We start from the raw sequence: 12,246 nt of genomic DNA, 5'->3' as shown, positions 1-12,246 counted from the left end.
AAAAGCGTTTCATTTGAAACGCTTAAATTTTGTTTTTTTTAAATTTCACTATTCGAGTTCGAAAGTTAATTTTAAGTTTACTCTGTATTCTGTGATTTCACCTCCACTTACGGCTGCACTTTGGTCTTTAACGTATACAGAACGTATGTGGTTTATGGTTTTGGCTGCCTTTGCAACTCCTTTTCGAGTGGCATCTTCCCAACTTATATCTGAACTGGAAAGCACTTCAATTACTTTTAATACTGACATAATTTTTATTTGTTAAGTTAAGGATTAAATGTACCTATTTTATTTAAAATTTCAATTTAAAACGGCAATTATTTTTATATAACTGTAACATTGTCAGTTAAGTGTGTGTTTTTAATTTTGCTTATGCGTTTATGGCTTCCACTTTAATTCCTTCGTCATTCAGCATACTTTTCAGCATGTTTTCGATACCGCTTTTTAAAGTAAATGTTGATGATGGGCAGCCACTGCAGGCACCTTGTAATATCACCTTTACGGTTTTGTCTGTTTCGTTATAGGAATCGAATGCGATATTTCCACCGTCTGCTTGTACGGCAGGTTTTACGTATTCCTCTAATATGTTGATGATTTGTTGGGAAGTGACATCCAGATTATCAAACTCTTTTGCTTTAGTGTCCTCTTCTGCTGTAACGGCTTGAATGAAATTTTCATCTAGAACTGTTCCCCCGTTTTCGATATATTGCTTAATGAAACTTCTTAATTCCAATGTTATTTCCTGCCATTCATTGATTTCATATTTAGTCACTGAGATGTAGTTTTCATCAATGAAAATCTCTTTTACATAAGGAAATTTAAAAAGTTCTTTTGCTAATGGAGATGCGCCTGTTTGATCGATATTTTTGAATTCGATGGAATTCTTAGTCAACATTTTGCTCACTACAAATTTCAATGCTGCTGGATTTGGAGTGGTCTCTCCATAAACGGTCACAGGCTGTTTTTTGGTTTTGTTTTCATCTATAGTAATGATTGTCCCGCCATTGTTTACAAATGTTTCCATTTGTTCTGCTACGGCATCTTTGACATCGTCCCATTCTACAATACTATATTTCTCGATTGCAATAAAATTTCCAGAGATGTAAATTGTTTTTACAAAGGGAAGATAAAACAATTGTTGCGCTAGTGGAGACGTTTTAGCTTCGTCAATGTTTTTGAATTCAAAACTTTCATTTTGTGTTATAAAATCTTGAAATTCAAACTTTAATATGGTTGGGTTTTGTGTTTCTTTTATGGTAACTTTGTTCATGACTTTTAAATTTTTACAAATTTAGTAAAGTTATTTTCTACGAATAACTATATTTGAGTTTTTAATGAATAAATTAACTTTAGTTTAATTTTTAGATAAGTTGTTTTTCTTAGTTTCCAAAAACTTTTATTGATTTAAAATTATTCATTCCTATTAAAAAGTAATTAAATGTATAATAAAATTAGATTTTTATCGTCCCTTTTTTTTATATCCTATTGTTCTTTTTCACAGGAAGGAATTCCTGTTTATTCGGATTATCTTTCAGATAACTATTATTTAATTCATCCTTCAATGGCAGGTGCGTCAAATTGTGCCAAGATCAGGTTGACCGGTCGTAAACAATGGTTTGACCAGGAAGATGCTCCGGAACTTCAAACATTAAGTCTTAATGGTAGGGTAGGTGAAAAAGCGGGTGCCGGAATTATACTTTTTAATGATAAAAACGGCTATCATTCCCAAAAAGGAGTCAAGTTTAGTTATGCCTATCATCTTATGTTTTCAAGAGATGAGGTCGATTTGAACCAATTGTCTTTTGGTATTAGCGCAGGATTAATCCAAAGCCAATTAGATGAAACGGAATTTATGCAATCAGGCGATTGGGATCCGATTATTGATGGAACTGTCGTACAAAAAGATTCTTATTTTAATGTAGATATTGGAGCATCTTATAACTATTTGGATTTTTATGCTCATGCTACGGTAAAAAACGCCATAGAAACCAGAAGAGATATTTATACAGAATATGAAAGTGACAATCTAAGAAAGTACTTATTGAGTGCCGGTTATATCTTTGGTAATAGAGAAAAATTATTATGGGAACCTTCTCTTTTGTTTCAAATGGTGGATCAAACGAAAGAAAAATCGATTGACGTCAATTTAAAAGTCTATAAAAGTCTGGATTTTGGAAAACTCTGGGGCGGATTGTCCTATAGAAGAAGTTTTGATGGCGCCGAGTATATTGATGGAAATTCTGTTTCGAAACAAAAACTGCAATATATTACTCCAATTGTAGGAGTTAATTTTGACAGATTTATGTTTGCCTATACCTATTCTCAATTGTCGGGAGCTGTTAAGTTCGATAATGGGGGCTACCACCAAATTACTTTGGGAATCGACTTGTTCTGTAAACCTGTGAAATACGATTGTTATTGTCCAGCAATTAATTAATTAACTATTTACTTTTTACTCATGCTGATTAAATCTGTTAACGGTAAGTCACCTTCAATTCCGGAGGATTGTTATGTAGCCGAAAATGCAACTATTGTAGGCGATGTAACCTTTGGCACAAATTGCAGTGTTTGGTTTAACGCCGTAATTAGAGGGGATGTAAATTTTATCAAAATTGGTAATAAAGTAAATATACAAGATGGAGCAGTTATTCATTGTACGTATAAAAAACACCCAACTATTATAGGAAATAACGTTTCCATTGGTCATAATGCCATTGTGCATGGTTGTGTCGTTCATGACAATGTATTGATAGGAATGGGAGCGATTGTAATGGACAATTGTGTGATCGAAAGCAATTCTATTGTGGCGGCTGGAGCGGTTATTACTCAAAATACAGTTGTGGAATCAGGTTCAATCTGGGCAGGAGTTCCTGCGAAGAAAGTAAAAGACATTGATCAATCTGATTTTGCGGGTGAAATCGAACGTATTTCGAATAATTACGTAATGTACTCGAGTTGGTTTAAAGAAGAATAATAGGCTATCGTTTTTTAGAAATTCTTCTTCTCAACCGAATATTTATTTTCTAAAATTTCACTCAAAACTTTTGGATTTGTATTCGTGTAAAAAACGGGTTCACTATTTTCTGCCGATGAAAAACCTACTTTTTCGCGTAATATATTTTGTGTCTGTTTAGCAACAGCTTCACCGGAATCTATAATTTGAATGTGTTCCGGAAGAATTTTTTTGATTTGTGGAATCAGATACGGATAGTGGCTACACCCTAATACTAGATAATCGATGTTGGCTTCAATCATAGGAGTGAGGTAGGCGTGAAGCAGTTTAGTCATCTCTGGTGAATTGATGTCTCCATTTTCAATTAGTTGGACCAATCCGTGGCCCACTTGCTCAATTATTTTTGTGTCTTGGTACTTTTCTGTAGTCTTGTTGAAAAGCGCACTGTTCAGCGTACCTTGTGTAGCAAGAATCCCTATTATTTGTGTTTTAGAATGCGTAACTGCGGGTTTTATTGCCGGCTCAATACCTATAAACGGAATGTCGTATTTAGCCCTTAACTCTTGGATTGCATTAGTGGTTGCCGTATTACAAGCTACCACAATTAATTTGCATTCCATCTCCAGGAGAAAATCAGTATTTTTCATGCTCAATGCAATAATCTCTTCTTTTGATTTTTGTCCATAAGGGGCATTTTTACTATCTGCCAGATATATGGTTCTTTCATTGGGTAGTAATTGATGGATTGCTTTCCAAATGGAAGTTCCGCCAATCCCTGAGTCAAAAATTCCTATAGGTTGATTATTGCTATTCATAAAAACAAAGTTACGTGCTGGAATTTGAATTTCCTAAAATTTATTTTAAACAAAAAAAACTGCTCAAGCCTAAAATAAGGGTGAGCAGTTTTGTATGAGTATCGATTTTTTTTAGAAACCTAAATCTTTTTTTACATCAGCAGTCAAGTTTGGACCGTCTGCAAGTAATAGAGATGTACCATCAAGAACATATTGAAATCCTTTAGCTTTTCCTACTTTTTGAATAGAAGCTCTTACTTTTTCCATTAATGGTTTTACAATATCAGATTCTTTTTGTTGCAATTCTTTTTGAGCGTTGTCTCTGTAGTCAACGATTCTTTTTTGCATTTCTTGCACTTCTTTAGAACGATCACCATTTATAGCTTCAGTAACAGTTGCAGCTTCAGCTTCGTATTTTTTTAATTTTCCTTGGTATTCTTCAACCATTTTTTTGTAATCAGCATCATACGTAGTACTCAATTTATCCAATTGTTTTTGAGCATCTAGCATTGCTGGCATTTTTGTCATAATTTCACTTACATCAACATGAGCAGTTTTTGCTTGTGCATTAATTGTTTGATTTGCTCCTAAAATAAAAATGGCAGCAATAAATAGAGTTTTAATTTGTTTCATCGTTTTTAAAATATTTAATAATTAATTTTTGTTTGTATTTTCTTTTAATTTTTCTTCCTTAGCTTTTCTAATAGCTTCTCTGTCTTCCAGTATTTTTTTTCTTTTTTCGTCTAATGCTTTCTTGCGATCCTCTAAAACTTTCTTACGATCTTCTAATGTTTTCGCTTTTGCAGCTGCTTGTTTTTGTTTGGCCTCTTCAACTGCTTGTTTAGCGCTGTCCTTGTCCGGGTCATTGCTAACTGCTGTCTCAGTAGTGTCTATTTTAACATTTGCAGAAACCGTGCCATTTTTTTTAGCTTCTCTGTCGGCTTGAATTTGTTTTCTTTTGTCATCAAATTCTTTTTTCTTTTGCTCCTGAAGCAATTTTCTGTCAGCAAGTGTTTGATCTCTTGTTGCTTTTTTATCATCCAAGAGTTTTTGTCTCTCCGCTAATGCAGGATTTTCATCCAATGCATCTTCTTTATTTTCTTTTGCTTCCTCTTCTTTTAGTTGTTTTTTAGTCAACTGTTCTCTTTTTTCTGTACGGTTCAATACGCGTAAAATTTGATCGCTGATGTCAAATCTTTTTGCTGCGAACAACATGGTCAAGTCAGAAGTCTTGTCAAAGATAAAATCATATTTTAACCGTTCTGCAATATCTTGAACCGCAGTAAAAACTTGATCTTGTATTGGTTTTACCAAAACGGATTTTTGGATCATCAAATCTCCATTAGCACCAAATCTCTTTTGTTGATACTCTAAATTCTCGTTTTCAAGAAAATTAATTTCTGTTTCTCTTTCGTCAATGAGCTCTTTTGTCAATAAAGCTCTTTCTGCTTTTAAAGCTTCTTTTAATTTATTGATTTCAATTTTCTTAGTATCGATCTCCAGTTTCCATTTTTCGACCTTTTGCTCTAATTGAGCCTTTGCTTCCGTATAATCGGGTACATTTTGTAAAATGTATTCCATATCAATGTAGCCTAGTTTAGTTCCTCTGGTTTGCGCGTCTATTGTTTGTACAACGACTAACGCTAAAAATAGATATAAAAATTGTTTTCTCATAACGGTACTGTATTAGAAAATTTAAAATCAATTTTTTTTAGAACTGCTGTCCAATGATAAAATGGGTTTCCCATCCATTGGCTTTTGCTTGTCCTGGCAATGTATCAAAACCGTGACCAAAGTCAATTCCCAATAAACCAAATGCAGGCATAAATACACGTAATCCAACTCCTGCAGAACGATTTAGCGCAAAAGGATTATAGCTTTTGAAATCTTTAAACGATGATCCCGCTTCCATAAATGCCAATGCATAAATCGAAGCCGATGATTTTAGTGTTATAGGATAACGCAATTCCATGGAGAATTTATTAAAAACAGTAGCTCCAATTTGATCTCCTGTCTCATTTACAGGTGTCAACGAGTTGTTAGGATATCCTCTCAACTGTACTGTTTCTCTACCATCCATTGAATAATTTGCCAGTCCGTCACCACCAAGATAGAATCGTTCAAAAGGAACAACACCTCTGTCTTGATTGTATGCTCCAAGGAATCCAAATTCAGTCAAGGTTCTAAGTACTAATTTACCATAAATTTTTGTATACCAATCTGCTTTAAACTTTATTTTATAATATTCTAACCAATTAAATTTCTTTTGATCCACTTTAGATACGTCAGCGGCAGCCTCTTGATAGGTTGCTACCCAGTTTCCTTTACTGTCAATATAATCTCCTATTTCAACAGTGTTCCCATTGTCATCTGGAACATTCGAACGGTCAACAGTGTTTTTTAATTTGTACTCTTCTTTATCGCCTAATGTTGCATAATCTGTTCCGTTTAGCAATGAATAAGGAGGAGTTAATTTAGCTGAAATACTAAACTCCGACCCGTATGTTGGAAAAATTGGATTTAGACCTTTATTACTTCTTGTTAATCCTATGGTGTAGGCTAAATTTCTTGATGTTCCATTTCCAAATGTAAATAATCCGGTATTGTAATTATTCAAATCATAATGTTGGTAACTTAAAGATTGTGACAATACAAAGAAATCATCTGGAACAGTCAGTCTTTTTGCTAAACCAACAGACAATGTCATGATATTGAAACTTTTAGTTTTATCCGCTTTTTGTGTAACAAAATTATTTAAAAATTGTTTACTGTACGATAACGAAGTGCTAAATTGGACTGGTTTTTTTCCGCCAAACCAAGGTTCTGAAAATGAAACGCTATACGTTTGAAAGAAAGTACTGGCTTGTAAACGTAAGGAAACTTTTTGACCATCTCCCATAGGCAGTGGCTTATAAGCATCTTTGTTTAACATGTTTCTTGCTGAAAAGTTGTTGAACGATAGTCCAAGAGTACCAATGAAACCACCTCCGCCATAACCTCCTTGAAGTTCAATTTGACTCGAACCTTTTTCTACAAGATTGTATTCAATATCAACTGTTCCCGCTCCTGAATCTACATTCTTGAACTTTGGATCAATCGCTTCCGGATCAAAAAATCCTAGTTGTCCAATTTCACGAATGGTTCTAACTAATTCTTCTTTGCTGTATTTTTCTCCTGGTTTTGTTCTTAATTCACGGTAAATTACACGGTCATTTGTTTTGTCATTTCCAACAACAGTAATTTTGTTGAAATAAGCAATAGGTCCTTCAGTGATTCGTATTTCAAAATCAATGGTGTCATTTGCTGTTCTTACCTCAACGGCATTTATATTAGAAAATAAATAACCATTATTTTTATATAAGTTGTCAATGTCTTCCCCGTCAGGTTTTGATGCATCTGCAATTCTTTTTTGTAGCAGAACACCATTGTAAGTTTCTCCTTTTTTAACACCTAATATTCGGCTTAATCCTTGATCGGTATACACCGTATTTCCTAAAAATTTAATGTCTCCAAAGTAATATTTATTACCTTCCTCTACATTTATTTTAATTGATAATGCATTCTTTTCTTTATCAAAAGTTACAGAATCCGAAAGTATTCTGGCATCTCTGTATCCCTTTTCCTTATATGCTGAAACTACTTTTTCTAAATCAGTTTTGTATTTATCTTTTATAAACTTTGATGCTTTTAGAATGCGAATAGGATTTTTTTGTTTCGTTTCCTTCATTGCTTTTCGCAAAGCTTTGTCTGACATTTTTGTGTTTCCTACAAAATCAATCTTTTGAATTTTTACTTTTTCACCCTTGTCAATATTGACAAGCATATTTACTTGGTTTACTGTTGAAGTGTCTTTAACAGTGTTTATGTTTACTTTAGTATTATAGTAACCATCTTTTTTGTATTTGTTCTCAATGTAGTTTTTTGTAGTGGTAATCAGGTTTTCATTGACTACTTTTCCTTTATTTAGACTGTTGTCTTTTATTAAAGCTTCTGTTTTGGTTTTCTTGATACCTACAAATTTTACCTGGTTCAATTTAGGTAGCTCTACAATATTTAGATCAAGATAGATACTGTCATTCTGTATTTTATTTACATAAAATGAAATTTCATCAAAGAGACCCAGTTTTCCCAGTTTTTTTATAGCAGCACTGATTTCCTCCCCGGGAACTGTAATTTCTTGCCCTTTTTGTAAGCCTGAAAAAGTAACAACGGTCTGGCTGTTGAAACTGATGTCCCCAACTACTGCCACATCAGCTAAAATATATTTTTTTCCCTGATCAAAAGGAATTTTTTCTTGAGCTTTAACTTGTGTAAAACTTCCAAAAATCAAAACGGTAAGGACTATTTTTATGCTTTTATTTAACACTAAAAAATTATTTAATTTGTTCACTTGTTTTTCCAAATCTACGTTCTCTTTTTTGATAACTAATGATAGCCTCATATAAATCTTGTTCTTTAAAGTCTGGCCACAATATGTCAGTAAAATATAATTCTGAATAGGCAATCTGCCACAACAAAAAGTTACTTATCCTATGTTCTCCACTTGTTCGTATTAATAAATCTACGTCAGGTAAATTTTGCGTGTAAAGATGCTCATTAATAATGGAATCGTCAATAGTGTCTATTGAAATTATATTATTTTTAACTTTATTACAGATGTTTCTGACTGCACTGACAATTTCTTCTCTGGATCCATAGCTTAACGCCAAGGTCAATGTCATTTGTGTGTTGTCCTTAGTTTTATCAATTACATCAAGTAGTTCTTTTTGTGCTGATTTTGGTAATTTTTCTAAATTACCAATAGCATTAAGTTTGATGTTGTTTTTTTGAAGTGTTACAAGTTCTTTTTTTAAGGAGTTGATGAGCACTTTCATTAAAGTTTCAACTTCTAGTTTTGGTCTGTTCCAATTTTCTGTGGAGAAAGCATATAAAGTAAGGAATTCGATGCCGAGCTTGGCACTGGCTTCAATTATTACTTTAACGGATTTTGTTCCGCTTTCATGACCTAAAGCTCTTAAAAGGCCTTGTTGTTTTGCCCAGCGGCCATTACCATCCATTATGATGGCCAAATGTTTTGGCAAGTTATTCTTGTTGATCGTCTCTAGTAAATTCATTTTTTTATTCTGCACAATAACAGGGTTTATTTCCAAAGGTATACGTTAAAGTAACTCCTGAAAAAACATACCAATCATTATTATTTATATTTCCAAATCGGAGCGTTTCCAAATTTTTATTTTTTGGATTACTTCCGTCTATATTATCCGTCAAAGTATATCTTGCGCCAACTTCCGCAGCCAATATTAAACTAGGAGTAATATTTGATTTTATTCCTAGTGTCATTGGCACTGCAAATGAACCTGTGTTCTTATCTTTTTTAGTTTCGCCATTCAATATATACAATTCATCGTGTCTAAAATAACTTATGCCTGAATGCACATAAGGAGTGATTTTAGCACTTGAATCATGAAGATCAAAATCAAAAAAGTTGAATTCAAGGCCTAAAGATACTTCTTTTATGCCGTTTTCAAAACGATAGCCCCTTTGGTTTCTACTGGCTTCTTTTGAATCTAAATCATTTGAAACGATTTTTGATTGTGTATAGGAAAATCGATAAGCGTGTCTGGCACTTTTATTCCACTTGTATAGCAATCCAAAAGCAGGTTCATTTGGCGAAACATAAGTAGTAGGGCCAACATCTCCTATAAAATTACTTCCGCCTAAAAACACACCAACCTCATGTATCTGAGAATGGAGAGCCATTAAAGGGAAAAAGCAAAAAAATAAATAAAATTTTTTGTTCATTTAATCAAAAATTGCGTGCAAATATAATAATTATCGATTCGATTCAATACCCATTGAGTTAAATGTGTGTTTTTTTAATAATTAACTGCTAAACGCACACTAAATGAATATTTGTTTCACTAAAACGGGAAAAATTGATAAAATCGTATAGCGTTTGATTAAAATGATTTAATTCCTCTTGTCTTCTCCCCAAAGTAATTTGCTGCGAAGTGTTTTCAAAAATGTTTCTTCGGGAATTTCGACCATATTAATTTGAAAAGGGGTTTTCTTTAAAGTCAGAATCGATTCGTTTTTTATTGAGGTAACTCTGGAGTCTAATGAGACTAAATAGTATTCCTCTCTTCCCGAAACTTTTAATCGGATTTCAGTTTCATCCGGGACTACAAGTGGTCTGGCAGTAAGGTTATGAGGGGCAATAGGAGTAATGACTAAGCTTTTTACATCAGGGGTCAAAATTGGACCACCGCAGCTAAGGGAATATCCTGTGGATCCTGTAGGTGTTGAAATGATTAAGCCGTCAGCCCAATAGGAATTCAAAAATTCATCATTCAAGTACGTGTCAATCGTAATCATCGAAGTGGTGTCTTTTCGGCTGACCGTAATTTCATTCATGGCAAAATTGATTTCTTCAATGGATTCATTCGGAGGCGAGCACGTTAAACTCAATAATGCTCTTTTAGAAATCGTATATTTTTTATCGATAACAAATTGCATAAATGAAGCAATATTTTCTTTTTGTACAGAAGCTAAGAAACCTAATCTGCCTGCATTTATACCTAGAATTGGTATGCCGGAATCTCTGACTAATGTTGCAGCTCTTAGTATAGTTCCGTCTCCGCCTATGCTTATCAGCATATCAAAACTAGTATCCAGTTCCGTATGGGATGTGAACGTTTTGTATTTTTTTTCTACAATCTTCCGTTCGTTAAGCATCAATAAAAAATGAGACTCGATAATCATCTCTACATTGTTTTTGTTAAAAAAAACAAAGATGTCGTTTATGATGGGTTCTGTACTGTTTTGATAATATTGACCGTAGATAGCTACTTTCATCTTTTTGTTTAATCGTTTAATGGTGATATGTTTATTTTGGTATTTAATCGATTAAACAAATAATCGGTTAAACGAAAACTATATATTAAGGTATTTGTCTAAATAGTCAGAACGCTCCTTTAAGTTATTGATGTAATTGTCTTCTTGATGTTCCGATATGATTTCATAATTGTACCTTCTAAAAGTTTGAATTATTTCATTCATCGCACCCAAAGTTATTTTTAAAGTTACTTCAACGCTCTCAATATCCGCTTCAGAGATGAACAGCCCTAAAAGTTTTCCGTTATTGCTTTCTATAATTTGAGTAATTTGACTCATAGAATAATCCAAAACTCCTTTTTTGACAACAATAATTCCGCCTGGTTCTTTTAAAAATGGTGTTTCATGAAAAAATTTCATGATGTCCTCTATTTCATAATACCCCATGTATGTATTATTTTCGTCCAAAACGGGAACTAAATTGGTGTGATTTTTTGCGAAAACTTCCAAAACATCCAGCCACATCGTATTGGTTCTGGTGAAAAATCCTTCAAGAGTAAATCGATAATCAGACGCTTTTTTATCACTGTCAAAAGTCTCGATATCTTCGGATGCAATACTGCCAATATAAACGCCCTCTTCGACAATTGGGAAATGCGAAAAGTGTAACTCACTAAAAAAGTCTTGAATAGCCGCAATAGAATCTTGGCTGTCAATCGCTTTAAAGTCATTGGTGATATATTCTGTAATTTCTGTCATAAATCAATCGGGAATATTTCATGCAAAATAATCAAAAATAAGCAAAATCTCCTAAGTTTTACTTTGTATTTTTGTTCCAATAAATACTAGTATCAAAATCAAAAAGTGTTCTAATGACAAAATTAAGTGTAAACATCAATAAAATAGCTACTTTACGAAATGCTCGTGGAGGAAATGTTCCCGATTTATTAAAAGTAGCCACCGATATTCAGAAGTTTGGTGCCGAAGGAATCACCATTCATCCCCGTCCGGATGAGCGACACATCCGCTATCAAGATGCCCGAGATCTAAAGTCTATCGTTTACACCGAATATAATATTGAAGGAAATCCAGAGAAAACATTTATCGATCTGGTACTCGAAATAAAACCGACTCAGGTGACTTTGGTACCGGACGCTGTTGATGCCATTACCTCAAATGCAGGTTGGAATACCATAAAACATGGGGCATATTTAACCGAAATCGTTCAGGAATTTCAACGCAACGGAATTCGAACTTCTATTTTTGTGGATCCTGTTCTCGAAATGATTGAAGGCGCGAAAAAAATCGGAACCGAAAGAATCGAATTGTACACCGAAGCATTTGCACATCAATACGGTTTAGGAAATCAATACGGAATTATGCCTTACACAGAATCAGCCATTTTAGCCAATGAACTTGGATTAGGAATCAACGCAGGTCACGATTTGAGTTTGGATAACATTCAGTTTTTTAAACAAAACATTCCAGGATTACTGGAAGTTTCCATTGGCCACGCACTGATTTCCGAAGCCATTTATCTGGGATTAGATAATGTGGTGAATATGTATTTGCAAAAATTAAAATAAGAAATACATTAAAACAATTATAACCTGATGCAATTGGGTTGTAATTGTTTACTTTAGCATTTTTCTTATTAAAATTCAG

General features: G+C 33.5%; 13 protein-coding genes. 3 read left to right on the top strand and 10 right to left on the bottom strand.

The genetic code is table 11. The features are described 5' to 3' along the window. Positions 1 to 48: 48 nt before the first annotated feature. A complete protein-coding gene (locus ACNQGX_RS03085; RefSeq protein ID WP_417973916.1) occupies positions 49 to 249 on the bottom strand; it encodes a dodecin family protein in 201 nt (66 codons plus the stop codon). Positions 250 to 370: 121 nt separating this feature from the next. Then, positions 371 to 1,270 (bottom strand): NifU family protein, encoded by a 900-nt coding sequence (locus tag ACNQGX_RS03080; protein WP_131915004.1) that lies wholly within the window; start codon positions 1,268 to 1,270, stop codon positions 371 to 373. Positions 1,271 to 1,438: 168 nt separating this feature from the next. On the opposite strand from ACNQGX_RS03080, the gene ACNQGX_RS03075 reads away from it, so the two are divergent. Both ACNQGX_RS03075 and ACNQGX_RS03070 read left to right on the top strand, forming a co-directional pair. Further along, the gene (locus ACNQGX_RS03075; RefSeq protein WP_417973914.1) at positions 1,439 to 2,437 is read left to right on the top strand and encodes a PorP/SprF family type IX secretion system membrane protein; all 999 of its coding nucleotides are present in this window, start codon (positions 1,439 to 1,441) and stop codon (positions 2,435 to 2,437) included. Positions 2,438 to 2,458: 21 nt separating this feature from the next. Beyond that, positions 2,459 to 2,974 carry a gamma carbonic anhydrase family protein gene (locus tag ACNQGX_RS03070; protein WP_417973912.1) on the top strand — a complete coding sequence of 172 codons (516 nt, stop codon included), beginning with the start codon at positions 2,459 to 2,461 and terminating at the stop codon, positions 2,972 to 2,974. Positions 2,975 to 2,988: 14 nt separating this feature from the next. Here the strand turns inward: ACNQGX_RS03070 and murI are convergent, their stop codons facing one another. From murI to ACNQGX_RS03030, 8 genes are all read right to left on the bottom strand, one after another. Further along, entirely contained in the window at positions 2,989 to 3,768 is a 780-nt protein-coding gene (gene murI / locus ACNQGX_RS03065; RefSeq protein ID WP_417973910.1) for a glutamate racemase, read from the bottom strand. 111 nt (positions 3,769 to 3,879) lie between these two features. Further along, the gene (locus ACNQGX_RS03060) at positions 3,880 to 4,380 is read right to left on the bottom strand and encodes an OmpH/Skp family outer membrane protein (RefSeq protein WP_417973908.1); all 501 of its coding nucleotides are present in this window, start codon (positions 4,378 to 4,380) and stop codon (positions 3,880 to 3,882) included. Positions 4,381 to 4,401: 21 nt separating this feature from the next. Then, complete coding sequence (locus ACNQGX_RS03055; protein ID WP_417973906.1) at positions 4,402 to 5,421, bottom strand: OmpH/Skp family outer membrane protein; 1,020 nt, start codon at positions 5,419 to 5,421, stop codon at positions 4,402 to 4,404. 37 nt (positions 5,422 to 5,458) lie between these two features. After that, complete coding sequence (gene bamA, locus ACNQGX_RS03050) at positions 5,459 to 8,188, bottom strand: outer membrane protein assembly factor BamA (protein ID WP_417973904.1); 2,730 nt, start codon at positions 8,186 to 8,188, stop codon at positions 5,459 to 5,461. Continuing rightward, on the bottom strand, positions 8,121 to 8,861 hold the full coding sequence (locus ACNQGX_RS03045; RefSeq protein ID WP_131915011.1) for an isoprenyl transferase: 741 nt from the start codon (positions 8,859 to 8,861) through the stop codon (positions 8,121 to 8,123). Before ACNQGX_RS03045 ends, bamA begins: the two co-directional genes overlap by 68 nt. Before the next feature lie 4 nt (positions 8,862 to 8,865). After that, positions 8,866 to 9,549: a type IX secretion system protein PorG gene (gene porG / locus ACNQGX_RS03040; protein ID WP_417973901.1), complete on the bottom strand. Its 684-nt coding sequence runs from the start codon at positions 9,547 to 9,549 to the stop codon at positions 8,866 to 8,868. 168 nt (positions 9,550 to 9,717) lie between these two features. Continuing rightward, positions 9,718 to 10,602, bottom strand: a complete 885-nt coding sequence (locus tag ACNQGX_RS03035) for an NAD kinase (protein WP_417973899.1) — start codon at positions 10,600 to 10,602, stop codon at positions 9,718 to 9,720. 78 nt (positions 10,603 to 10,680) lie between these two features. Next, a complete protein-coding gene (locus tag ACNQGX_RS03030; RefSeq protein ID WP_417973897.1) occupies positions 10,681 to 11,340 on the bottom strand; it encodes a CBS domain-containing protein in 660 nt (219 codons plus the stop codon). Positions 11,341 to 11,453: 113 nt separating this feature from the next. Here ACNQGX_RS03030 and ACNQGX_RS03025 point away from each other — a divergent pair, with 113 nt between their 5' ends. Beyond that, entirely contained in the window at positions 11,454 to 12,167 is a 714-nt protein-coding gene (locus ACNQGX_RS03025) for a pyridoxine 5'-phosphate synthase (RefSeq protein ID WP_417973895.1), read from the top strand. The last annotated feature ends 79 nt before the right edge of the window (positions 12,168 to 12,246 follow it).

It is taken from the genome of Flavobacterium glycogeni, assembly GCF_048286775.1.
Taxonomy (GTDB): Bacteria; Bacteroidota; Bacteroidia; order Flavobacteriales; family Flavobacteriaceae; genus Flavobacterium.
This window is presented reverse-complemented; position numbering and strand designations above follow the sequence as displayed.

Bases quoted from the DNA above. Each gene is read 5' to 3' on its own strand.
- ACNQGX_RS03025 (WP_417973895.1), top strand. From the start codon at position 11,454: ATGACAAAATTAAGTGTAAACATCAATAAAATAGCTACTTTACGAAAT.
- ACNQGX_RS03045 (WP_131915011.1), bottom strand. From the start codon at position 8,861: ATGAATTTACTAGAGACGATCAACAAGAATAACTTGCCAAAACATTTG.
- ACNQGX_RS03060 (WP_417973908.1), bottom strand. From the start codon at position 4,380: ATGAAACAAATTAAAACTCTATTTATTGCTGCCATTTTTATTTTAGGA.
- ACNQGX_RS03070 (WP_417973912.1), top strand. From the start codon at position 2,459: ATGCTGATTAAATCTGTTAACGGTAAGTCACCTTCAATTCCGGAGGAT.
- ACNQGX_RS03085 (WP_417973916.1), bottom strand. From the start codon at position 249: ATGTCAGTATTAAAAGTAATTGAAGTGCTTTCCAGTTCAGATATAAGT.
- ACNQGX_RS03075 (WP_417973914.1), top strand. From the start codon at position 1,439: ATGTATAATAAAATTAGATTTTTATCGTCCCTTTTTTTTATATCCTAT.
- ACNQGX_RS03080 (WP_131915004.1), bottom strand. From the start codon at position 1,270: ATGAACAAAGTTACCATAAAAGAAACACAAAACCCAACCATATTAAAG.
- ACNQGX_RS03055 (WP_417973906.1), bottom strand. From the start codon at position 5,421: ATGAGAAAACAATTTTTATATCTATTTTTAGCGTTAGTCGTTGTACAA.
- ACNQGX_RS03035 (WP_417973899.1), bottom strand. From the start codon at position 10,602: ATGAAAGTAGCTATCTACGGTCAATATTATCAAAACAGTACAGAACCC.
- ACNQGX_RS03030 (WP_417973897.1), bottom strand. From the start codon at position 11,340: ATGACAGAAATTACAGAATATATCACCAATGACTTTAAAGCGATTGAC.
- porG (WP_417973901.1), bottom strand. From the start codon at position 9,549: ATGAACAAAAAATTTTATTTATTTTTTTGCTTTTTCCCTTTAATGGCT.
- murI (WP_417973910.1), bottom strand. From the start codon at position 3,768: ATGAATAGCAATAATCAACCTATAGGAATTTTTGACTCAGGGATTGGC.
- bamA (WP_417973904.1), bottom strand. From the start codon at position 8,188: ATGAGGCTATCATTAGTTATCAAAAAAGAGAACGTAGATTTGGAAAAA.